We start from the raw sequence: 21,782 nt of genomic DNA, 5'->3' as shown, positions 1-21,782 counted from the left end.
CCCGCTCCGGGCGGTGAGTAGGATGCGGGGCTGATCTTGCTCGACAGCTCTACGGGGGAGCACATGGCACAGGGCTATCCATCACCGCAGCAGTACGGCCAGAACCCTTACGCACAGCCGCAGCCGCCGCAGCAGGCGTACCCGGCGCAGGGGTACCCGCCGAATCCGTACGGGCAGCAGCCGCCGCCGCAGCAGCAGTACCAGCAGCCGCCGCAGCAGTCGCCACAGCCATACCAGCAGCCACAGTCGCCGCAGCAGTACCAGCAGCCCCAGCCGCAGTACGGTCAGAATCCGTACCCGCCGCACGGGCAGAACCCGTACCCGGCGCACGGCCAGCCGTACCAGCCGCAGCCGGCCCAACAGCCGCAGCCCGCGCAGCCGTACGCGGCCCACGGGCAGGGGTTCGACGCCGCCACCGCGGCGCCCACGCCGCCGGAGACCAGCAACTACCGGCGCTTTCCGGCCATCCTGATCGACTTCCTGGTCGCCGTCGGCCCGGCCTTCGCCGTCGCGAACAAGGCCGGCCACGCGGGCAAGCACGGCGCGGTCGCCGGCGTGCCGTGGATCGTCGGCCTGCTGGCCACCGGCCTCGTCCTGTCGTTCGTCAACCAGGTGCTGCTCGCCCGCCTCACCGGCTTCAGCGTCGGCAAGGGCGTCATGGCGCTGCGGGTGATCCGCCGCAAGCGCGTCATGCACCCCAACACCTGGCGGCTCACCCGGCGTTGGCTGATCGGCTTCGTCGTCCTGCTGGTCAGCTGGCTCAGCGAGGAGTTCGAGGGCGAGGGCGACATCGTCGGCGTGCGGATCGTGCGCTGGAAGCACCTGCGGGAGTACGAGCAGGCCACCGGGCGGCTCGGCTAGGCTGCGGCCGTACGGCCCCAGCGCAGACGAAGCACGACCCCGAACGCGATCCCGAGGAGAATCCGATGGCCGGCGAGCCGCAGCCCGACTGCCTGTTCTGCAAGATCGTGGCGGGCGACATCCCGGCCACGGTGGTGCGCAAGACCGAGCGCGTCCTCGCCTTCCGCGACATCGCCCCGAAGGCGCCGGTGCACGTCCTCGTCATCCCGCACGTCCACTACCCGAACGCCGCCGCGCTGGCCGCCGCCGAGCCGGAGATCGCCGGCGAACTCCTCGCCGAGGCGGGCCTGGTGGCCAGGGACGAGGGCGTCGAGGACTACCGGCTGATCTTCAACACCGGCGCCGGTGCGGGGCAGACCGTCTTCCACGCGCACGTGCACGTGCTCGGCGGCAAGCCGATGACCGAGAGCATGGTCTGACCTACGTGTCGCAGCGCGAACTCGTCGTCCTCGGCACCGCCAGCCAGGTGCCCACCCGGCACCGCAACCACAACGGCTACCTCCTGCGCTGGGACGGCGAGGGACTGCTGTTCGACCCCGGCGAGGGCACCCAGCGGCAGATGCTGCACGCCGGGGTCTCGGCCACCCAGATCACCCGGATCGCCGTGACCCACTTCCACGGCGACCACTGCCTGGGCCTCGCCGGGGTGATCCAGCGGATCAACCTGGACCGCGTCCCGCACCCGGTCGACGTCTACTTCCCCGCCTCCGGCGAGGTCTACTTCGAGCGGCTGCGGCACGCCACCGCCTACCACGAGACGGCGGTGCTGCGCCCGCGCCCGATCGACGAGCCGGGCCCGCTGCCCGCGCCCGGCGCGCGCTTCGCGCTGGACGCGGTGCGCCTCTCGCACCCGGTGGAGTCCTTCGGCTACCGGCTGTCCGAGCCGGATGGCCGCCGCCTGGTGCCCGAACGGCTCGCCGCCCTCGGCATCCGGGGCCCGGCGGTCGGCCGGCTGCAGCACGAGGGCGCGATCGAGGCGGACGGCCGGACGGTCACCCTGGACGAGGTCAGCGAGCCCAGGCCCGGCCAGAAGTTCGCGTTCGTGATGGACACCCGGCTCTGCGAGGGCGTCCACGAACTGGCCGAGGGCGCCGACCTGCTGGTCGTCGAGTCCACCTTCACCGACGCCGACGCCCACCTCGCCGAGGACCACGGCCACCTCACCGCCGGGCAGGCCGCCAAGGCCGCCGCCGAGGCCGGTGTGCGCACCCTCGTGCTGACCCACTTCTCCCAGCGCTACCCCGACCTCGGCCAGCACCTGGCCGACGCCCGCAAGCACTTCGACGGCGAACTGGTGCTCGCCGGCGACCTCGCCCGGGTGCCCGTCCCGCCGCGGCGGCTGCCCTGAGCGTCCGCCTTCGCGCTCGCGGAACCCGTGGTGAGGCCGGGAGCGCCGAAAAGGGCTCGCGCCGTCCCCCGATCTGCCGCAGCATCGTCGGGTGCGGCCCCGCCGCCCGCCGCGGCGATCACGCTCGCGGCGTACCCTGGTGCCCCGGAGACACCGAGCGGCACACGACACCACGGATGGGATGAGGCAGGCCCCAGCGCCGACCTATGAGTGACACATCGCAGACCCGTACCAATGGTCAGTCGCGCCCCGAACCGGCCGACGACGGCCGCGTCAGCGCCCGGATCGTCATTCCCGAGAAGCACCCGATGGTCACCCTGCTCGGCACGGCGGACTCGCTGCTGCGCGTGATCGAGCAGGGCTTCCCCGCCGCCGACATCCACGTCCGCGGCAACGAGGTGACCGCCACCGGGGCGCCCGCCGAGGTCGGCCTCGTGCAGAAGCTCTTCAACGAGATGATGCTGGTGCTGCGCACCGGCCAGCCCCTCACGGAGGACTCCGTGGAGCGTTCCATCGCCATGCTCCGCAGCCAGGAGGAGGACCCGGACAGCCCGGCGCCGTCCCAGGTGTTCACCGCGAACATCCTGTCCAACCGCGGCCGCACGATCCGCCCCAAGACCCTCAACCAGCAGCGCTACGTCGACGCGATCGACCGGCACACGATCGTCTTCGGCCTCGGCCCGGCCGGCACCGGCAAGACCTACCTCGCGATGGCCAAGGCCGTCCAGGCCCTGCAGGCCAAGGAGGTCAACCGGATCATCCTGACCCGCCCGGCCGTCGAGGCGGGGGAGCGGCTGGGTTTCCTGCCCGGCACCCTCTACGAGAAGATCGACCCGTACCTGCGCCCGCTGTACGACGCGCTGCACGACATGATGGACCCGGACTCCATCCCGCGCCTGATGGCGGCCGGCACCATCGAGGTCGCCCCGCTCGCCTACATGCGCGGCCGGACCCTCAACGACGCCTTCATCATCCTGGACGAGGCCCAGAACACCTCGCCCGAGCAGATGAAGATGTTCCTCACCCGCCTCGGTTTCAACTCCCGGGTGGTGGTCACCGGCGACACCAGCCAGATCGACCTCCCGGGCGGCACCCGCAGCGGTCTCAAGGTCGTCCAGGAGATCCTGGCCGACGTGCCCGACATCCACTTCTCCGTCCTCACCAGCACCGACGTGGTCCGCCACAAGCTGGTCGGCCGGATCGTGGACGCGTACGAACGCTGGGACGCCCGGCAGGAGGCCGAGGACAACGCCCCGGCCGCCCGCAAGCCCGCCCAGCGGCGCGCGGCGAGCAAGGCCACGGCGCCCCGCGCACCCCGACAGTCCCATCGCACCGAAAGCTGAGCGAACAGCCCGTCATGTCGATCGACATCGCCAACGAGTCCGGTTGGGACGCCGACGAGGAAGCCATCCTCGACGTCGCCCGCTTCGCCCTGGAGAAGATGCGGATCCACCCGCAGTCCGAACTGTCCGTGATCCTGGTGGACGGCGCGGCGATGGAGGAGCTGCACATCCAGTGGATGGACCTCCCCGGACCCACCGACGTGATGTCCTTCCCCATGGACGAGCTGCGCCCCGGCAAGGAGGGCGAGGAGCTGCCGCAGGGCCTGCTCGGCGACATCGTGCTCTGCCCCGAGGTCGCCGAGCAGCAGGGCAAGGCGGCCCCGTCCAAGCACTCGATGGACGAGGAGCTCCAGTTGCTCACCGTCCACGGCGTGCTGCACGTGCTCGGCTACGACCACGAGGAGCCCGAGGAGGAGGAAGAGATGTTCGCCCTCCAGAAGCGGATCCTCGACGACTGGCGGGCCGGTCGCGGGCTCGGCGGCCTCTCGCCGGCCCCCACCACCCACTGAGCGCGGAGCCCGAACTCCTGTGAGTGGTGAGAGTACGAGCTTCATCCTCGGTGCCGTGCTGCTCGTCGTGCTCGGCTGGCTGGCCGCGTGCGCCGAGGCGGGCATCTCCCGGGTGTCCCGGTTCCGGGCCGAGGAGGCCGTCCGCTCCGGGCGGCGCGGCTCGGCCCGGCTGCTGACCGTCGCCTCCGACCCGATCCGCTACCTCAACCTGGCCACCCTGATCCGGGTGGCCAGCGAGATGGCGGCGGCCGTCCTGGTCACCGTGGTGTGCGTGCGCAACGTGGCCCCGACGTGGCAGGCCGTGCTGCTCGCCTTCGGCGTGATGGTGCTGGTGTCGTTCGTCGCGGTGGGCGTCTCGCCACGCACGATCGGGCGCCAGCACCCGCTGACCACGGCGACCGCGGCCTCTTTCGTGCTGCTGCCGCTGGCCGCCGTGCTCGGCCCGATCCCGCGGCTGCTGATCCTGCTCGGCAACGCGCTGACCCCGGGCAAGGGCTACCGCGAGGGGCCGTTCGCCTCCGAGGCGGAGCTGCGCGCCCTCGTCGACCTCGCCGAGAAGGACGACCTGATCGAGGACGAGGAGCGCCGCATGGTGCACTCGGTCTTCGAGCTGGGCGACACCATCGTCCGCGAGGTCATGGTGCCGCGCACCGACCTGGTGATGATCGAGCGGCACAAGACCGTCCGGCAGGCACTGACGCTGGCGCTGCGCTCGGGCTTCTCGCGCATCCCGGTGGTCGGCGACAACGAGGACGACGTCGTCGGCATCGTCTACCTCAAGGACCTCGTCCGGCGCACCCACATCAACCGGGAGGCCGAGTCGGAGGAGGTCGGCGCGGTGATGCGCCCGGCCGTCTTCGTCCCGGACTCCAAGCCGGCCGGCGACCTGCTGCGCGAGATGCAGCAGCGCCGCTCGCACGTGGCGATCGTGATCGACGAGTACGGCGGCACGGCCGGCCTGGTCACCATCGAGGACGTCCTGGAGGAGATCGTCGGCGAGATCACCGACGAGTACGACCGGGAGATCGCGCCCGTGGAGGACCTCGGCGACGGCTCCTACCGGATCACCGCCCGCCTCCTGGTCGAGGACCTCGGCGAACTCTTCGGCATCGAGCTGGAGGACGAGGACGTCGAGACCGTCGGCGGCCTGCTCGCCAAACACCTCGGCCGCGTCCCGATCCCCGGCTCCGCCTGCGAGATCCCGCTGCCCGAACCCGCCGACACCGGTCTGACCGGCATCCTGCTGACCGCCGAGTCCTCCGCCGGCCGCCGCAACCGCATCGGCTCGATGGTCGCCACCCCCGTCCGCCGGGCCGACGACCCCTCGGACGACCAGGGCGAGTAGCCGCGAGTAGCGGCGGCGGGGCGGCGGAGCGACCATGGAGGGCATGACGCATCAACTTCGCGCGGAGTACGGCCCGCAAGGGGCGGCGGGCGGGGTCAAGGTCTGGCACGTGGTCCGGGACGGCGACCTCGCGATGGCGCTGTGCGGCCGGACCATGGCGGACGAGGCCGAGACCCGGCCCGAGCAGGAATGGGGCACCGGGTTGCGCTGCTGTCAGCAGTGCGGCTCGCTCTACATGCACGAGGTCCCGCACATGCAGGGGAGCCATCCCTACAGCTAGGCCGGGTGCCGCCCGGCCGGCCCATGGTGGAGGTCGCCATGAAGCTGCAAGACGAACTGCCCGTCGACTCGAAGCTCGCCACCGTGTGGCGGGCCGGGGCGGGGCTCGGGGGGATCTTCCTGATCGTGTTCGGGTGCCTCGGCCTGGCCGACCACCCGGGGTTCCTCGCGACGCACGGTGACCGCGTCGCCGGGCTGTCGACCAACGGGGCGCTGAGCATCCTGTCCATCGTGGTGGGCGCGATCCTGGTGGTGGGGGCGGTGATCGGCGGGAACTTCGCGTCGAACCTGAACATGGTGGTCGGCGTGCTGTTCGTGCTGTCCGGGTTCTACGGGCTGACGGTGCTCGGCCGGCCGGACGCCAACATCCTCAACTTCCGGATGTCGAACGTGCTGTTCGCCTTCGTGTTCGGGACCGTCGTGACGACGTTCGGGATGTACGGACGGGTGAGCAGTCACCTGCCGCACGACAACCCGTTCTGGCGCGGGCGCATCGAGCGGGAGACGCCGCTGCCGTCCGGTCCGAAGACCTTCGTCAAGGTCCTCAACCCGAACCCGGGACCGACCCAGCCGGTCGGCCACTGAGGGCCGCCCCGGGCCCCGCGGGCCGGTCGGCGCCTATGCTCGGCGCATGAGTGACAACGTCGAGCTCGACCCCGAAGACAAGAAGATCATCACCCTGGCCCGCTCGGCCCGCGCCCGCAACGGCGTCCCCGAGGGGGCCGCGGTGCGTGACGAGACCGGGCGGACGTACGTGGCCGGGACGGTCGCGCTGGAGTCGCTGCGGCTGAGCGCGCTGCAGACGGCCGTCGCGATGGCGGTGGCCAGCGGGGCGAAGTCGCTGGAGGCGGCGGCCGTGGTGAGCGAGGCGGAGCGGCCGGCCGAGGCCGACCTGGCGGCCGTGCGGGACCTCGGCGGGGCCGGGACGCCGCTGCTGCTGGCCGGTCCGGACGGGACGCTCCGGGTGGCGGTCCAGGCCTCCTGAGGGGCCTTCTCGCGCGTTCCCGACGCGTCGGCGGCCCGGCGGAACGCTCCTGCGTTCAGCAGATAATCTCACCGGAGGGGAATCGGTGAGGGGGCTGGGGACATGGGCACGGTGGCGTTCTTCGCCGGGCTGCTGCTGTTCGTGATGGGGATGGGCAAGTGGCAGGAGACCGGCTCGCCCTGGTGGCTCGGGGGCTCGCTGGCCTTCCTCCTGCTGCTGATCGTCGCCGCGCTGACCTCGCGCGGCGGCGGTTCCAAGGGCTGACCGCGCGGTCGGGTCGGCCGGCTCCCGGTGATCAGGGAGAATGGAGCGCATGAGTGCCCCTTCCTCCCCGTACCGATCCGGATTCGCGTGCTTCGTCGGCCGGCCCAACGCGGGCAAGTCGACCCTGACCAACGCCCTGGTGGGGACGAAGGTCGCGATCACCTCCGACCGTCCGCAGACCACCCGGCACACCGTGCGCGGCATCGTCCACCGCCCGGACGCCCAGCTCGTCCTGGTGGACACCCCCGGTCTGCACAAGCCCCGCACCCTGCTCGGCGAGCGCCTCAACGACCTGGTCCGCTCCACCTGGGCCGAGGTCGACGTGATCGGCTTCTGCCTGCCCGCCGACCAGAAGCTCGGCCCCGGCGACAAGTTCATCGCCAAGGAGCTCGCCGAGATCAAGAAGACCCCCAAGGTCGCCATCGTCACCAAGACCGACCTGGTCGACTCCAAGCGGCTGGCCGAGCAGCTGATCGCCGTCCACCAGCTCGGCGTCGAGCTGGGCATCGAGTGGGCCGAGATCATCCCGGTCTCGGCGGTGGGCGACAAGCAGGTGGAGCTGGTCGCCGACCTGATCACCAAGCTGCTGCCGGAGGGCATGCCGCTGTACCCGGACGGCGACCTCACCGACGAGCCCGAGCAGATCATGGTCGCCGAGCTGATCCGCGAGGCCGCCCTGGAGGGCGTGCGGGACGAGCTGCCGCACTCGCTGGCCGTCGTGGTCGAGGAGATGCTGCCGCGCGAGGGCCGCCCGGCGGACCGTCCGCTGCTGGACATCCACGCGAACGTCTACATCGAGCGGCAGAGCCAGAAGGCGATCGTCATCGGCGCCAAGGGCGCGCGGCTCAAGCACGTCGGCACGACGGCCCGCAAGCACATCGAGGCGCTGCTCGGCACGCCGGTCTTCCTCGACCTGCACGTCAAGGTGGCCAAGGACTGGCAGCGCGACCCGAAGCAGCTGCGCAAGCTCGGGTTCTGACCGGCCGCGGGGCCGGGTGCCGCGCGGGGGGTGCCCGGGGAACGTCCTACGCGCCCTCGCGCAGCACCAGCGACACCAGCTCGCGCTGCGAGTCGGTGAGCTTCGGGTCGGCGCAGTGGACCGTGCGGCCGTCGACGGTGATCTCGTAGTGGAAGCCGTCCGGCACCCCGTACGACGGGGCCCGCAGCCCGCCCGCGACGGCCTCGCGGGCGAGCGCGTGGACGTGCGGGGCGTCCGTACGGTCGGTGGTGTCGAGCTCCGCGCGGCGGACGATTCCCGCGAGGCCGCCGGTCCGGGTCACCTGGATACGCATGGTGGCCATGGTGCTACGTAGGGATGGGTTTTTGCCGGGCTTTTCCCGGACCGTGACCTTAAGCCCGGCTCAACCTGGTCTCGGCCGGTCCCGAACTCCCGCTCCCCGGCCCGGGGAACGGGAGTTCGGGGGCCGGGGTGCCGTCAGCCGGGGCTGACGCCCACCTGCGCCCATGCGGCCGTCACGGTGTCCGCGATCGAACTCCGGTCGGGGTAACGGGCCTTGGCGGCGGCCACGGTGGCCCGGGCGAAGGCGGTGAAGTCGGCGTCGGCGGGCAGCCGGCGGCCGGTCAGCGCGTCGTACCAGATCCGTCCGGCGCACTCCCAGGCCGAGCCGCCGAGCGCGGTGGCCAGCAGGTAGAACGCGTGGTTGGGGATGCCGGAGTTGATGTGCACGCCGCCGTTGTCCCCGGAGGTCTGCACGTAGTCCCGCATGTGCGCCGGCTGCGGGTCCTTGCCGAGGCGCGGGTCGTCGTAGGCGGTGCCGGGCGCCTTCATCGAGCGCAGCGCGACGCCCTGCACGCCGGGGACGAGCAGGCCGGCGCCGATCAGCCAGTCGGCGTCGGCCGCGCCCTGGCGCAGCGCGTACTGCTTGACCAGCGAGCCGAAGACGTCGGAGACCGACTCGTTGAGCGCCCCCGGCTGGTCCCGGTACTCCAGGCCGGCGGTGAACTGGGTGACGCCGTGGGTGAGTTCGTGGCCGATGACGTCGATGCAGGCGGTGAAGTCGCCGAACACCTCGCCGTCGCCGTCGCCGAAGACCATCCGCTTGCCGTTCCAGAACGCGTTGTCGTAGTCCTGGCCGTAGTGCACCGTCGCGTCCAGCCGCAGCCCGCGGCCGTCGACGGAGCGGCGGCCGAAGGCGTCGGCGTACAGCGCGAAGGTCGCGCCGAGGCCGTCGTAGGCGTGGTCGACGGACCGGTCGGCGACCGGGGCCTGGCCCTCGGTGCGGACGGTCCGTCCGGGCAGCCGCTCGCTGTGGCCGGTGTCGGCGATCACCCGGCTGAGCCCGGTGGCACCCGGATCGGCAGGGCGGGCGGGGCCGGCGGGGGCGGCCGGGGGAGCGGCGTGGCGGGTCGAGCGGTGGGCGGCGTCGAGGAGCAGGGAGCGGGCGGCGGGCTCGTGACCGGCCTCGGCGAGGTGGTCCAGGACGTACGGCGGAACGATGGTGCACAGCGGCGGCGCGGCAGTCATGTGGCCCAGAGTGAGGCTTCGATGACCAGTTGTCACCGGCGCGCGCGCAAGCGGAGGCGCCGGTGCCGCCGTCTCAAGGAGTGGGAAGGTTGCCCGGATCACTTCGGGGGCGCACGTGCCTCGGTTACGCTGGGGATCATCATGCGCAACGGGCTGCTTCTTCTTAGCTGCCGCGTCGAGGGCCTGTAGTCCACTGGGGCCGGCTCCCTCGCCGCGGGGATCGAGCTGTGCGCGTCATCCGGCGGTCCAACGGCGGATCGTGAGCGGCAGCAGGCCGGCCAGTCGGTGTTTTCCCCCCTTTCACAGGACCCGACCAGCCCCGCACCCACAGGAAGCCGAGAGCCGTTCCATGACCGAGCAGACCTCCGCCGCGCCCATCCCCGCCGGCCGGGCCTTCGTCGACCGTCCCACCCCGATCACCGCCGCGAGCGTGCGCCAGCAGCCGTCCGGCATGCGCCACGGGCGCTACCTGCCGTTCGGCACGGTCGACCTGCCCGACCGCACCTGGCCGGACAAGGTGATCACCAAGGCGCCGCGCTGGCTGTCCACCGACCTGCGGGACGGCAACCAGGCGCTGATCGACCCGATGTCGCCGGCCCGCAAGCGCAAGATGTTCGACCTGCTGGTCTCGATGGGCTACAAGGAGATCGAGGTCGGCTTCCCGTCCTCCGGGGCCACCGACCACGCCTTCGTACGGTCGCTGATCGAGGAGGGGGCGATCCCCGAGGACGTCACCATCTCGGTGCTGACGCAGGCCCGCGAGGAGCTGATCGAGAAGACCGTCGAGTCGCTGGTCGGCGCCCCGCGCGCGACCGTCCACCTGTACAACGCGACCGCGCCGCTGTTCCGCCGGGTGGTGTTCCGCAACGACATGGCGGCCACCAAGGCGATCGCCACCGACGGCACCCGGCTGGTGATGGAGTACGCGGAGAAGCTGCTGGGCGAGGACACCGTCTTCGGCTACCAGTACTCGCCGGAGATCTTCGTCGACACCGAGCTGGACTTCGCGCTGGAGGTCTGCGAGGCGGTCATGGACGTCTGGCAGCCGGGCGAGGGCCGCGAGATCATCCTGAACCTGCCGGCCACCATCGAGCGGGCCACCCCGAACGTCCAGGCCGACCAGTTCGAGTGGATGTCGCGCAACCTGTCGCGCCGCGAGTTCGTCTGTCTGTCGGTGCACCCGCACAACGACCGCGGCACCGCCGTCGCCTCCGCCGAGCTGGCCTACATGGCCGGTGCGGACCGCATCGAGGGCTGCCTGTTCGGCCAGGGCGAGCGGACCGGCAACGTCGACCTGGTGACCCTGGGCATGAACCTGTTCTCGCAGGGCGTCGACCCGCAGATCGACTTCTCCGACATCGACGAGGTGCGCCGCACCGCCGAGTACTGCAACCAGATGGAGGTGCACCCGCGCCACCCGTACGCCGGCGACCTGGTCTACACCTCCTTCTCGGGCTCGCACCAGGACGCCATCAAGAAGGGCTTCGACGCCCTGGAGGCGGACGCGAAGGCGGCGGGCGTGCCGGTGGCGGAGCACACCTGGGGCGTGCCGTACCTGCCGATCGACCCGAAGGACGTCGGTCGCACCTACGAGGCGGTCATCCGGGTCAACAGCCAGTCCGGCAAGGGCGGCGTCGCGTACGTCCTGAAGAACGACCACAAGCTGGACCTGCCGCGCCGCATGCAGATCGAGTTCTCCCGGATCATCCAGGCCAAGACCGACGCCGAGGGCGGCGAGGTCACCCCGGCCGAGATCTGGCGGGTCTTCGAGGACGAGTACCTGCCGACCACGGACAACCCGTGGGGCCGGATCACGCTGAGCGGTTCGCGCACCCTGACCACCGAGGACGGCCGGGACGCGCTGATCGCCGGCGCCGTGGTGGACGGCGTGCCGGTCACCCTGACCGGTGTCGGCAACGGCCCGGTCTCCGCGTTCGCCGACGCGCTGGGCCGGATCGACGTGGACGTGCGCGTTCTGGACTACTCCGAGCACGCGCTGAGCGAGGGCGGCGACGCCCAGGCCGCCGCGTACGTCGAGTGCGCGGTGGACGGCAAGGTGCTGTGGGGCGTGGGCATCGACGCCAACACCGTGCTGGCGTCCCTGAAGGCGATGATCAGCGCCGTCAACCGGGCGCAGCGCGGGTAGTTCGTACGAGTGGCACGCACGGAGGGCCGTCCTGCGGGGCGGCCCTCGGCGTTGCCCGCCCCGACTGTGTCCTGGGCCACATTTTTTCGCTCCGGAAGGCGTTCGGGGTACTGACACCCGCCTCCGGGCGTGGCAACATCGATCCACCGGAAAGCCGGGTCGGTGGGACGGCCTCGGTGTCCGGTCGCGTGACCTGCCCATAGTTGTGCAGGCCGCCTGCCATGTCTGGGGAGTGGCGCCGTGACCAGCTTGTGGGGTGTTCGCCCGAGGTGGCGGACCGACGTTCTCGGTGACTTCTTCTGCCCGGGCTGCGGCGGGGACCGCAACTACCGTCGGCAGCACGGCCGGCGGTGGCTGCGGCTGCTGGGCACCCCGGTGCTCCCGCTCGGACCGGTGATCGGCAGCGTGCAGTGCACCGGCTGCGACGGCCGGTACGGGGTCGAGAGCCTCGAACAGCCCACCTGCGTCCGGCTCGGCGGCATGCTGCGGGACGCCCAGTACACGATCGCGCTGGCCCTGCTCGCGGCCGGCGGCACCGCCCACCGCGCGGCCCGCGAGGCCGCCTGCGCGGCGGTGCGCGAGGCCGGGTTCGAGGACTGCGGCGAGGCCCAGGTGCTGGCCGCGCTCGCCGCCCTGTCCGGGCTCGGCGGCGAACTCTACGACGCCCAGGACCTGGGGGCACCTCCCGGCCGGAGGCTGGGGGAGGCCGGCGGCCTCGCCGTGGAACTGCACGCGGTGCTCGAACCGCTCGCCCCGCACCTGGCCCACCAGGGCCGCGAGCGGCTGCTGCTCCAGGGCGCGGCGATCGCGCTCGCCGACGGGCGCTACCTGCCGCAGGAGCGGGAGGCGCTGGCCGCGGTCGGGCGCTGCCTGGACCTGCCCCAGACCCGGGTCTCGGCGCTGCTGGAGGCGGCCACCCGGGCGCCGTACTAGACCTGCTCTCTCCACACACTGCCGCAGAGCCATCACCAACCCCCACAAACGGGCCCGTCTCCCCCCTCCGGGCCCGCCGTGACCCGCACCGCACAGGTCCTCCCCCACGGCCTGGGTGCGGGCACACGGCTGCGCCCGGGTGGGCGACAATGGTGGGCATGGCGGAGCGAGCGAGTCATTGAACAGGTGCGAGTGGGCGAATGCCCCTGCCGAGCGTAGCGAGGCGGGCGCATGAGCTTGTTCCGGGACGACGGCGTGGTGCTGCGGGCGCAGAAGCTCGGCGAGGCCGACCGGATCATCACCCTGCTGACCCGCCAGCACGGCAAGGTGCGCGCGGTGGCGCGCGGGGTGCGCAAGACCAAGTCCAAGTTCGGCGCCCGGCTGGAGCCGTTCTCGCACGTGGACGTGCAGTTCTTCAGCCGGGGGAGTGAGCTGATCGGCCGCGGGTTGCCGCTGTGCACCCAGGTCGAGACGATCGCGCCGTACGGCGGTTCGATCGTCACCGACTACGGCCGGTACACCGCCGGGACGGCGATGCTGGAGACGGCCGAGCGCTTCGCCGAGAACGAGGGCGAGCCGGCCGTCCAGCAGTACCTGCTGCTCGTGGGGGGTCTGCGCACGCTCGCGGCGGGGCTGCACGAGTCGCACCTGGTGCTGGACGCCTTCCTGCTGCGCTCGCTCGCGGTGAACGGGTACGGCGCGAGCTTCACCGACTGCGCCAAGTGCGGGCTGGACGGGCCGAACCGTTTCTTCTCGCTCCCGGCGGGCGGGGTCCTGTGCGCGGACTGCCGAGTGCCCGGATGTGCCGTACCCTCCCCTGAGACACTGGTACTGCTCGGGGCGCTGCTGTCGGGCGACTGGCAGACGGCGGATTCCTGCGAGCCGCGGTACTGGCGGGAGGGCAGCGGCCTCGTCGCGGCCTATCTGCAGTGGCACCTGGAGCGGGGAATCCGCTCGATGAGATACGTGGAGAAGTGAGCACATGGCAGCGCGACGGCTCTTCGGCGGCGGCAAGCAGCGGGAGTACCTCCCCCCGACCCCGCACCCCAGCGGCGCCCGGCCCCCGAAGATCCCCGGCGAGCTGGTGCCGAACCACGTCGCCATCGTGATGGACGGCAACGGCCGCTGGGCCAAGGAGCGCGGGCTGCCGCGCACCGAGGGCCACAAGGTCGGCGAGGCGGTCGTGCTGGACGTGCTCAAGGGCGCGATCGAGCTCGGCGTGAAGAACATCTCGCTGTACGCGTTCTCCACCGAGAACTGGAAGCGCTCGCCCGACGAGGTGAAGTTCCTGATGAACTTCAACCGGGACGTCATCCACCGCCGCCGCGACGAGATGGACGCGATGGGCGTGCGGGTGCGCTGGGCCGGCCGGATGCCCAAGCTGTGGAAGAGCGTCGTCCAGGAGCTCAAGGTCGCCGAGGAGCAGACCAAGGACAACGACGCCGTCACGCTCTACATGTGCGTCAACTACGGCGGCCGGGCCGAACTGGCGGACGCGGCGCAGGCCATCGCGGCCGACGTCGCGTCCGGCAAGCTCGACCCGAAGAAGGTCGGCGAGAAGACCATCGCCAAGTACCTGTACCACCCGGACATGCCGGACGTGGACCTGTTCCTGCGCCCCAGCGGCGAGCAGCGCACCTCCAACTTCCTGCTCTGGCAGTCCGCTTACGCCGAGTTCGTGTTCCAGGACGTGCTCTGGCCGGACTTCGACCGCCGCGACCTGTGGCGTGCCTGCGAGCAGTACGCGATGCGCGACCGGCGCTTCGGCGGGGCCATCCCGAACGAGGTGCCCGCGCAGGGAGTCCCCGCGCAGCGCTGAGGACACGACGAAGGGCCCGTGGGATCCGTTCCCACGGGCCTTTCCGTCGTTCCGTCAGGCGTGTGCGGCCCGTCAGGCCTTCTTGGCGCACTCCGCGCAGGTGCCGAAGATCTCCAGCGTGTGCGCGATGTCGCTGAACCCGTGCTCCGAGGCGACGGAGTTGGCCCACCGCTCCACCGCCGGGCCCTCGACCTCGACGGTCGCGCCGCAGTGCCGGCAGACCAGGTGGTGGTGGTGACCGCTGCTGCAGCGCCGGTACACCGCCTCGCCGTCGGCGGTGCGCAGCACGTCGACCTCGCCGGCGTCGGCGAGGGACTGGAGCGTGCGGTAGACCGTGGTCAGCCCGACGGAGTCTCCGCGGTGCTTGAGCATGTCGTGGAGCTCCTGCGCGCTGCGGAAGTCCTCGATCTCGTCCAGGGCCGCCGAGACGGCGGCACGCTGCCGGGTCGATCGGGCACGCGGCGACGGGCCGGCGGTGGTCACCGTGGGTCCTCCTGGGGTGGTGGGCGTCTCGCACCTCATTGTGCCAGCCCCGCCCGCCCCTCCGGCGTGCCCGCGTCAGAGGTGTTCGAAGAAGCCCGTCCGGGCAGTTGGACGTCGCACTCGCGCGGCCCCGGGTCGGCGCCCGCCCGGTGGCGGCGTCGGGCCAGCGGCGCGGCGATCGCGCTGAACACCGCGAAGACCGCGATGGCGAGCAGCACGATGGCCGGGCCGGAGGGCACGTCGAGCTGGTAGGAGCCGGTGACGCCGGCCAGCGAGACGACCACGCCGAGCGCGATCGAGGCCGCCTGGGTGGCGGCGAAGGAGCGGGTGAGCTGCTGGGCGGCCACCACCGGGACCACCATCAGGGCGCTGACCAGCAGCAGGCCGACGACCCGCATGGCGACGGTGACGGTGACCGCGGCCATGACCGCGAGCAGCAGGTTGAGCGTGCGCACCGGCAGGCCGGTGACCCGGGCGAAGTCCTCGTCCTGGCAGATCGCGAAGAGCTGGCGGCGCAGGCCGACGGTGACGGCGATGACCACCGCGCCGAGTGCGGCGATCGCGGCGAGGTCCGCGGGGGCGACGGTGAGGATGGAGCCCCACAGGTAGCTCTCCAGCGAGCCGGCCCCGGCCTGGGCGGAGAGCGAGACGAGGAGCTTGCCGCAGGCCATGCCGCCGTAGAAGAGCATCGCGAGGGCGATGTCGCCGCGCTGGTTGCCGCGCGAGCGGACGAGCTCCATGGTGACGGCGCCGAGCACGCAGACCAGGACGGCCATCCAGACCGGGCTGGTCTGGAAGATGAAGCCGAGTCCGACGCCGGTCATCGCGACGTGGCCCATGCCGTCGCCCATCAGGGCCTGGCGGCGCTGCACCAGGTAGATGCCGACGGCGGGGGCGGTGATCCCGACCAGTACGGCGGCGAGCAGGGCGCGTTGCATGAAGTCGTAGGAGAGCATCTCGGTCATGCGAGCAGCCTCGGCGGGGTGTGGTCGGCGTGCGGGTGGACGTGGTCGTGGCCGGGCAGGGCGTGCAGGCCGGTGTTTGGGACCGGCGGGCCGTCGTGCGCGACGCAGCCGTCCCGGAGCACCACGGCGCGGTCGATCAGCGGCTCCAGCGGCCCGAGTTCGTGCAGGACGAGGAGCACGGAGGCGCCTCGGGCGACCTCGGCGCGCAGGGTGTCGGCGAGCACCTGCTGGCTGGCGGCGTCGACGCCGGCCATCGGCTCGTCCATGATCAGCAGGTCGGGGGAGCCGACCAGGGCGCGGGCGATGAGCACGCGCTGCTGCTGGCCGCCGGAGAGGTCGCCGACGCCGTCCCCGGCCCGGTCGAGCATGCCGACGGCGGCGAGCGCGCGGTCCACGGCGTCCCGGTCCCTGCGGCGGAACGGCAGCAGGCGGTGCTGCGGGAGCCGTCCGGTGGAGACGACCTCGCGCACCGTCGCCGGGACGCCGGAGGCGGCGGTGGTGCGCTGCGGGACGTACCCGATCCGGTGCCAGGCGCGGAACTTGGCGAAGGGGATGCCGAACAGCTCCAGCGCGCCCTGCTCCAGCGGGACGGAGCCGATCACGGTCTTGACGGTGGTCGACTTGCCGGAGCCGTTCGCGCCGAGCAGGGCGACGACCTCGCCGGGCTCGACCGTGAGGTCGATCCCGCGCAGCACCGGCCGGCCGCCGCGCGAGGCGACGGCGCTGTGGAGGCGGACGGCCGGGGGTATCGGGTGGTTCATCGGGGGTCCCGTCAGCTGGCGGTGGGCGCGGGGGTCGGGGCGGGGCTGGTCGGGGCGTCCGTCGTCGGGGCAGTGCCGGTCGGGGCGGCGGCAGGAGCTGCGCCCAGGGCGGCCTGGAGGTTGGCCAGGTTCTGCCGCATCACGCTCAGGTAGTCGTCCTTGGCCACGCCGTTGGATGCATCGGTCTTGACGCCCTCCAGCGGGTCCAGGACCGCGGTCTTGAGGCCGAGGTCCTTGGCGACGGTGTTGGCGAGCTTGGGGTCGACGAGGGCCTCGAAGAAGATCGTGGTGACGCCGTTGTCCTTGGCGGCCTTCTGCACCGCGGCGAGGCGGGCCGGGGTGGGCTCGGACTCCGGGTCGACGCCGTTGATGGCGACCTGGGTGAGGCCGTAGTGGTCGGCGAGGTAGCCGAAGGCGGCGTGGCTGGTGACGAAGGTCCTGGTCCTGGCGTCCTTCAGCCCGGTCTGGAACTCCTTGTCCAGGGCGCCGAGCCGGTTGACGAGGTCGTCGGTGTTCTTCCGGTAGTCGTCCGCGTGGGCCGGGTCGGCCTTGGCGAAGGAGTCGCCGACGCTCTTGGCGATCGCCGCGTAGCGGGCCGGGTCGAGCCAGATGTGCGGGTCGCCGGCCGGGCCGTCGTGCTTGTGGCCGTCGCCCGCGGCGGTGTCCTCGTCGAGGTGGTGGTCGACCAGCGGGCTGGCGGCGGTGGCGTCGATCTTCGCCTTCGCGGAGGACTGGCCGACGGCCTGGTCGACGGTCGGCTGCAGGCCCTTGAGGTAGAGGATCGCGTCGGCCTTCTGGACGCTCGCGACCTGCTTGGCGGTGAGCTCCAGGTCGTGCGGCTCGACGCCAGGGGCGGTGAGGTCGGTGACCGCGACGTGGTCCTTGCCGATCTGCTGGGCGAGGAACTCCATCGGGTAGAAGGAGGCGACGACGTTCAGCTTGCCGTCCGCGTCCTTGGCGCTGCTGCTGCCGCCGCACGCGGTGAGCGTGAGCGCGGCGGCGATCGTGGTGGCGGCCAAGGCTATGGAGGTGCGAGCGTGTCGTCGGATCATCATGACAATCATTCTCATCTTGATTGGAAACGATTGTCAAATCACTCGGGTGGGTGAACGGCGGGTGACCGGCTCGGGTGGTGCGATGGGAATCAGTGGGGCCGGTCCGACGATACCGATTTGAACCCCGTACCCATGGGGCCGGTAATCTGAGGTATTCGGGTACGAGCAACCAGCCGTGCCCTGACCGTGCCTTACGTACTGAAGAGAGCACTGTGGCCGCCGACAAGATCGACACGATCGTCAGCCTGAGCAAGCGCCGTGGCTTCGTCTACCCCTGCAGCGAGATCTACGGCGGTACGCGTGCCGCCTGGGACTACGGGCCGCTGGGCGTCGAGCTCAAGGAGAACATCAAGCGCCAGTGGTGGCGCACGATGGTGCAGGCCCGTGAGGACGTCGTCGGACTGGACTCGTCGGTGATCCTCGCCCGCGAGGTGTGGGAGGCCTCCGGCCACGTCGCCACCTTCAACGACCCGCTGACCGAGTGCCTCTCCTGCCACAAGCGCCACCGCGCCGACCACCTTGAGGAGAAGTACGAGGCCAAGCACGGCTTCCCGCCGCCGAACGGCCTCAAGGACGTCAACTGCCCCGACTGCGGCACCAAGGGCCAGTTCACCGAGCCCAAGGACTTCTCGGGCATGCTGAAGACCCACCTCGGCGTCACCGAGGAGGCCAGCGGCCTGGCCTTCCTGCGCCCCGAGACCGCCCAGGGCATCTTCACCAACTTCAAGGCCGTCCAGACCACTTCGCGCAAGAAGCCGCCGTTCGGCATCGCCCAGACCGGCAAGAGCTTCCGTAACGAGATCACCCCCGGCAACTTCATCTTCCGCACCCGCGAGTTCGAGCAGATGGAGATGGAGTTCTTCGTCAAGCCGGGCGAGGACGAGCAGTGGCACGAGTACTGGCTCCAGCAGCGCTGGGACTGGTACGTCGGCCTCGGCCTGCGCACCGAGAACATGCGCTTCTTCGAGCACCCGAAGGAGAAGCTCTCCCACTACGCCAAGCGCACGGTGGACATCGAGTACCGCTTCAACTTCGGCGGCAGCGAGTTCTCCGAGCTTGAGGGCGTCGCCAACCGCACCGACTACGACCTGCGGGTGCACAGCGAGGCCTCCGGCCAGGACCTCAAGTACTTCGACCAGGAGAGCGGCGAGCGGTACTTCCCGTACGTCATCGAGCCGGCGGCCGGCCTCAACCGCGCCATGCTGGCCTTCCTGATCGACGCCTACTTCGAGGACGAGGCGCCCAACGCCAAGGGCGTCCTGGAGAAGCGCGTCGGCATGCGGCTCGACCCGCGCCTGGCCCCGGTCAAGGTCGCCGTCCTGCCGCTGTCGCGCAACGCCGAGCTGTCCCCGAAGGCCCGCGGCCTCGCGGCCGACCTGCGCACCGCGTGGAACGTCGAGTTCGACGACGCCGGCGCCATCGGCAAGCGCTACCGCCGCCAGGACGAGATCGGCACGCCGTTCTGCGTCACCGTCGACTTCGACACCCTTGAGGACAACGCGGTGACCGTGCGCGAGCGCGACACCATGGCGCAGGAGCGCGTCTCGCTCGACCAGGTCAAGTCGTACCTGGCCGCGCGCCTGATCGGCTGCTGAGGCCGCTCGCTCTCCGGGGAGCCCCCGTTCGTCCTGCGGGACGGGCGGGGGCTCCCTCGCGTTCGGGCTCGGCGCCCTACCGCCGGCCCCAGCGGGAGCGGGCGGGCACGGCGGGTTCGGTCGGCAGGCCGGCCGCGCGGAGGGCGGCCAGGGTCGCGCGGTGCCTGGCCGGGTCGGCGTGCAGGGCGGACAGGAGCAGGTCGTAGAGGCCGCGGTGGTGGTCCAGCGAGGCCGCCAGCCGGACGAGTTCGACGGGCGGGCGGAGCGCGGCGAGCTCGTGCAGCAGCACGGCGGGCAGGGGCGCCGGGAGGTCCGTCGCGAGGGCCGCGAGGTCGGCCGTCGGGCGGCCTGCGGCCTGGCGCAGCAGCGTCCGGACGTCGTTGTGGCGGCCCGCCTGCCGGAGGCCGGCGGCGAGGACGGTCAGCTCGGGCGTCGGGGCGGAGCCCCACTCCCACAGGAGCGTGGCCCCGTCGGCGAGTTGGCCGGCGTGCTCCAGGGCCGCGAGGAGGGCGGGCAGGGCGGTGGCCGGGTAGCCCCAGAAGGCGTGGAACAGTTCGGCCGCCTCGTCGGCGAGCCCCGCCTCGCGCAGTTCGGCGAGCACCGCGACGGCGTGCTCGGGGGCCGTGTGCGCGGCGCTGCGGGCGAGTTGCCGGGAGGCCTCGCCCGGGCCTCTTCGGGCCAGGAGGCCGGCGAGCTGGGCGGTCTCGTCCGGGGTGAGCCGGACGGCGGCCTGGGTCAGCAGGTCGGCCACCTCGGTGAGGGCACCGCTTCGGTGGAGCGTGGTCACCCGCCCCGCCAGCGCCCCGATGTCCGGGCGCAGCGGTGGCGGCTCCGGGGTGGCGAATTGCGGCGCCTGCGCCGGGTGCTGGCGCAGGTCGAACTCCAACTGCTGTAGCTGGTCGCTCAGTTGGATGCACCGGGCGCCCAGGCCCTCGCGCAGCGTGCGCGCCTGGGCGAGCTGCCGCATGAGCTCCCCGTCCGGCCACTGCCGGTCCGGGGAGGCCTGTATCGCCTCGGTGAGCCGTCGCTCGCGCTGCCCGGCGTACCGGCTGGCGCGGAGTAACTCGTCCAGCTCCGCGCGCAGTTCGTGAGCCTGCAGTTCGCTTTCTTGCGCGCTCGACCGCATGCGCATGATCGCCCCACCCTGTCCATCTGGTCCCTGACTGCGAGACATCCTGGTGTCGGAATGTGGCGGGGCGGTTACGGGGGCACGTCCGGCCGTCTCCGGCTGGTGTCAAGGAGCGCGCGGACGGCGGTCGTTGCGAGAAGTGCGCCGGTCGCGCTCCGGGGGAGGCGACCGGCCTCAGGCGGTGAGGGGGGCGACCGGCCTCAGGCGGTGAGGCGGGCGCGGGCCTCCATGAGGGCGAAGCCGAGGAGGTTCTCCCCGCGCCACTCGGCCGGGCGTTCCGCGCGTTCGTCGTCGGCGGCGAGGCCGATGCCCCAGACGCGGTCGACCGGGCTGGCCTCGACGAGGACGCGGTTCGCGGTGCCGAGCAGGTAGCTGCGCAGGGCCTCGTCCTGGCCGAACTTCGCGACGTTGCCCGCCACGACGAGCTCGAAGCGCCCGGCCGTCCAGGTGGCCTCGTCGAAGTCCGCGACCAGTCGGCCGAGCTTCTTGGCCTCGGCGGGCGTGCGGGCCGCCAGGACGCGCCGCTCGATCGCGGCGTCCCCGAACATGCGCGCCTTGCCGGCCATCATCCAGTGCTCGGCGCTCGCGTACTCCACGCCGTCCACGGTGAACCGGCACGGCCACCACTGGCTCAGCGCGCCCTGCCCGATCGCGCCGTCCTGCCGGGCCCGGTGCCCCCAGAACATCAGCCACTTCGGCCGGGCGCCGGCGTCCACGAGCGCCGCCAGCTCCGTCCGGTCGCGGGTGTCGACCGGGTCCCCCATGTGCTCGTTGCTCATATCGTCATTCTGACACGAAGTCCCGGAGGCGGCGCAACCGCATTTCGATCGGACCCGGAGCAGCCGGGCGGGACAAGGCTGACTGGACGTCACCAAGGGGGCGCCGCCCGGGGTGTTGAAAGCTCCCACTAGCATGCGCCGCATGGGACCACTGCAGCCAGATCCAGCTGAACTCGTCGTCGGCCTCGTCTGCTTCTTCCTGATATTCGGCGTTCTCGGTGCGGTGCTGCTGCCGCGCATCGAGAAGAACCTCGCCGCCCGTGCGGACGCCATCGAGGGCGGGGCCGAGCGGGCGGAGGCCGCGCAGGCGGAGGCGCGGGCCGTCCACGACCAGCTCCAGGCCGAGCTCAGCGCGGCCCGGCACGAGGCCGCGGAGATCCGCCAGAACGCCGCCGAGGAGGGCGCGGCCCTGATCGCGGCGGTGCGCGCCGAGGGCCAGGCGCAGCGCGACGGCATCGTCGCGGCGGCCAAGGTGCAGTTGGAGGCCGACCGCGTGCTCGCGGAGGCCGCGCTCAAGGAGGACGTCATCGCCGTCGCCGTCGACCTGGCGGGCCGTGTGGTGGGTGAGCCGCTGGGTGACCTGCCGCGCACGCGCGCGATCGCCGACGAGTTCTTCGCCGAACTGGACGCCGAGCCGGCCGCCACCGCCTGAGCCCGCACTCGACTCCCCGAGGGCCCGGATCCCCGCGATCCGGGCC

Annotated in this window: 25 protein-coding genes; 17 read left to right on the top strand and 8 right to left on the bottom strand. The window is 72.0% G+C overall.

Annotation, left to right across the window (positions count from 1 at the left end):
* The first annotated feature begins 63 nt into the window (after window positions 1-63).
* The 11 genes from ACFXDE_RS32535 (at window position 64) to era (ending at window position 7,913) form a co-directional block, all read left to right on the top strand.
* Window positions 64-861 carry an RDD family protein gene (locus ACFXDE_RS32535; protein WP_380498164.1) on the top strand — a complete coding sequence of 266 codons (798 nt, stop codon included), beginning with the start codon at window positions 64-66 and terminating at the stop codon, window positions 859-861.
* A gap of 65 nt (window positions 862-926) precedes the next feature.
* Window positions 927-1,280, top strand: a complete 354-nt coding sequence (locus ACFXDE_RS32530; protein ID WP_380444801.1) for a histidine triad nucleotide-binding protein — start codon at window positions 927-929, stop codon at window positions 1,278-1,280.
* Between the two features lie 5 nt (window positions 1,281-1,285).
* Window positions 1,286-2,209, top strand: coding sequence for a ribonuclease Z (locus tag ACFXDE_RS32525; RefSeq protein ID WP_380498163.1), 924 nt, complete (start codon window positions 1,286-1,288; stop codon window positions 2,207-2,209).
* Between the two features lie 206 nt (window positions 2,210-2,415).
* A complete protein-coding gene (locus ACFXDE_RS32520; RefSeq protein ID WP_380444804.1) occupies window positions 2,416-3,552 on the top strand; it encodes a PhoH family protein in 1,137 nt (378 codons plus the stop codon).
* 14 nt (window positions 3,553-3,566) lie between these two features.
* The gene (gene ybeY / locus ACFXDE_RS32515) at window positions 3,567-4,061 is read left to right on the top strand and encodes an rRNA maturation RNase YbeY (RefSeq protein WP_359969828.1); all 495 of its coding nucleotides are present in this window, start codon (window positions 3,567-3,569) and stop codon (window positions 4,059-4,061) included.
* A gap of 19 nt (window positions 4,062-4,080) precedes the next feature.
* Complete coding sequence (locus ACFXDE_RS32510) at window positions 4,081-5,406, top strand: hemolysin family protein (protein ID WP_380444806.1); 1,326 nt, start codon at window positions 4,081-4,083, stop codon at window positions 5,404-5,406.
* A gap of 43 nt (window positions 5,407-5,449) precedes the next feature.
* Entirely contained in the window at window positions 5,450-5,686 is a 237-nt protein-coding gene (locus tag ACFXDE_RS32505; RefSeq protein ID WP_380444808.1) for a hypothetical protein, read from the top strand.
* Between the two features lie 38 nt (window positions 5,687-5,724).
* Window positions 5,725-6,270 carry a DUF4383 domain-containing protein gene (locus ACFXDE_RS32500; RefSeq protein WP_380498162.1) on the top strand — a complete coding sequence of 182 codons (546 nt, stop codon included), beginning with the start codon at window positions 5,725-5,727 and terminating at the stop codon, window positions 6,268-6,270.
* 46 nt (window positions 6,271-6,316) lie between these two features.
* Window positions 6,317-6,670, top strand: a complete 354-nt coding sequence (locus tag ACFXDE_RS32495) for a cytidine deaminase (protein WP_380498161.1) — start codon at window positions 6,317-6,319, stop codon at window positions 6,668-6,670.
* Window positions 6,671-6,772: 102 nt separating this feature from the next.
* Entirely contained in the window at window positions 6,773-6,934 is a 162-nt protein-coding gene (locus tag ACFXDE_RS32490; protein ID WP_380444812.1) for a hypothetical protein, read from the top strand.
* A 49-nt stretch (window positions 6,935-6,983) separates the two neighbouring features.
* Window positions 6,984-7,913, top strand: coding sequence for a GTPase Era (gene era, locus ACFXDE_RS32485; protein ID WP_359969813.1), 930 nt, complete (start codon window positions 6,984-6,986; stop codon window positions 7,911-7,913).
* Between the two features lie 46 nt (window positions 7,914-7,959).
* On the opposite strand, the gene ACFXDE_RS32480 is transcribed toward era, so the two are convergent.
* Together ACFXDE_RS32480 and ACFXDE_RS32475 are read right to left on the bottom strand one after the other, a co-directional pair.
* Complete coding sequence (locus tag ACFXDE_RS32480; protein ID WP_329931097.1) at window positions 7,960-8,226, bottom strand: protealysin inhibitor emfourin; 267 nt, start codon at window positions 8,224-8,226, stop codon at window positions 7,960-7,962.
* A gap of 143 nt (window positions 8,227-8,369) precedes the next feature.
* A complete protein-coding gene (locus tag ACFXDE_RS32475; RefSeq protein WP_380498160.1) occupies window positions 8,370-9,419 on the bottom strand; it encodes a M4 family metallopeptidase in 1,050 nt (349 codons plus the stop codon).
* Window positions 9,420-9,768: 349 nt separating this feature from the next.
* Here ACFXDE_RS32475 and leuA point away from each other — a divergent pair, with 349 nt between their 5' ends.
* The 4 genes from leuA to ACFXDE_RS32455 all read left to right on the top strand — a co-directional run bounded on the left by leuA (window position 9,769) and on the right by ACFXDE_RS32455 (window position 14,317).
* A complete protein-coding gene (gene leuA, locus ACFXDE_RS32470; RefSeq protein WP_380444815.1) occupies window positions 9,769-11,565 on the top strand; it encodes a 2-isopropylmalate synthase in 1,797 nt (598 codons plus the stop codon).
* A gap of 240 nt (window positions 11,566-11,805) precedes the next feature.
* On the top strand, window positions 11,806-12,498 hold the full coding sequence (locus ACFXDE_RS32465) for a TerB family tellurite resistance protein (protein ID WP_380444816.1): 693 nt from the start codon (window positions 11,806-11,808) through the stop codon (window positions 12,496-12,498).
* A gap of 231 nt (window positions 12,499-12,729) precedes the next feature.
* A complete protein-coding gene (recO, locus tag ACFXDE_RS32460; protein WP_359969802.1) occupies window positions 12,730-13,476 on the top strand; it encodes a DNA repair protein RecO in 747 nt (248 codons plus the stop codon).
* 4 nt (window positions 13,477-13,480) lie between these two features.
* Window positions 13,481-14,317: an isoprenyl transferase gene (locus ACFXDE_RS32455; protein WP_380444817.1), complete on the top strand. Its 837-nt coding sequence runs from the start codon at window positions 13,481-13,483 to the stop codon at window positions 14,315-14,317.
* 72 nt (window positions 14,318-14,389) lie between these two features.
* Here ACFXDE_RS32455 and ACFXDE_RS32450 read toward each other — a convergent pair whose 3' ends face one another.
* Genes ACFXDE_RS32450 through ACFXDE_RS32435 form a run of 4 tightly spaced genes read right to left on the bottom strand, consistent with a single transcriptional unit; the run spans window position 14,390 to window position 17,581 of the window.
* On the bottom strand, window positions 14,390-14,800 hold the full coding sequence (locus ACFXDE_RS32450) for a Fur family transcriptional regulator (protein WP_329931091.1): 411 nt from the start codon (window positions 14,798-14,800) through the stop codon (window positions 14,390-14,392).
* A 35-nt stretch (window positions 14,801-14,835) separates the two neighbouring features.
* A complete protein-coding gene (locus ACFXDE_RS32445) occupies window positions 14,836-15,765 on the bottom strand; it encodes a metal ABC transporter permease (protein WP_380444818.1) in 930 nt (309 codons plus the stop codon).
* Window positions 15,762-16,526, bottom strand: coding sequence for a metal ABC transporter ATP-binding protein (locus ACFXDE_RS32440; protein WP_380444819.1), 765 nt, complete (start codon window positions 16,524-16,526; stop codon window positions 15,762-15,764). Before ACFXDE_RS32440 ends, ACFXDE_RS32445 begins: the two co-directional genes overlap by 4 nt.
* Window positions 16,527-16,537: 11 nt before the next feature.
* Entirely contained in the window at window positions 16,538-17,581 is a 1,044-nt protein-coding gene (locus ACFXDE_RS32435; RefSeq protein WP_380498159.1) for a metal ABC transporter substrate-binding protein, read from the bottom strand.
* Window positions 17,582-17,793: 212 nt separating this feature from the next.
* Between ACFXDE_RS32435 and ACFXDE_RS32430 the strand changes: the two genes are divergently transcribed.
* On the top strand, window positions 17,794-19,176 hold the full coding sequence (locus tag ACFXDE_RS32430) for a glycine--tRNA ligase (protein ID WP_359969788.1): 1,383 nt from the start codon (window positions 17,794-17,796) through the stop codon (window positions 19,174-19,176).
* A 76-nt stretch (window positions 19,177-19,252) separates the two neighbouring features.
* Here the strand turns inward: ACFXDE_RS32430 and ACFXDE_RS32425 are convergent, their stop codons facing one another.
* Window positions 19,253-20,308, bottom strand: coding sequence for a hypothetical protein (locus tag ACFXDE_RS32425; protein WP_380498158.1), 1,056 nt, complete (start codon window positions 20,306-20,308; stop codon window positions 19,253-19,255).
* 197 nt (window positions 20,309-20,505) lie between these two features.
* On the bottom strand, window positions 20,506-21,084 hold the full coding sequence (locus tag ACFXDE_RS32420) for an NADAR family protein (RefSeq protein ID WP_380498157.1): 579 nt from the start codon (window positions 21,082-21,084) through the stop codon (window positions 20,506-20,508).
* Window positions 21,085-21,226: 142 nt separating this feature from the next.
* Between ACFXDE_RS32420 and ACFXDE_RS32415 the strand changes: the two genes are divergently transcribed.
* The gene (locus ACFXDE_RS32415; protein WP_380498156.1) at window positions 21,227-21,736 is read left to right on the top strand and encodes a hypothetical protein; all 510 of its coding nucleotides are present in this window, start codon (window positions 21,227-21,229) and stop codon (window positions 21,734-21,736) included.
* Window positions 21,737-21,782 lie beyond the last annotated feature (46 nt).

The sequence above is a fragment of the Kitasatospora sp. NPDC059408 genome, assembly GCF_042751525.1.
Classification (GTDB): Bacteria; Actinomycetota; Actinomycetes; order Streptomycetales; family Streptomycetaceae; genus Kitasatospora.
This window is presented reverse-complemented; position numbering and strand designations above follow the sequence as displayed.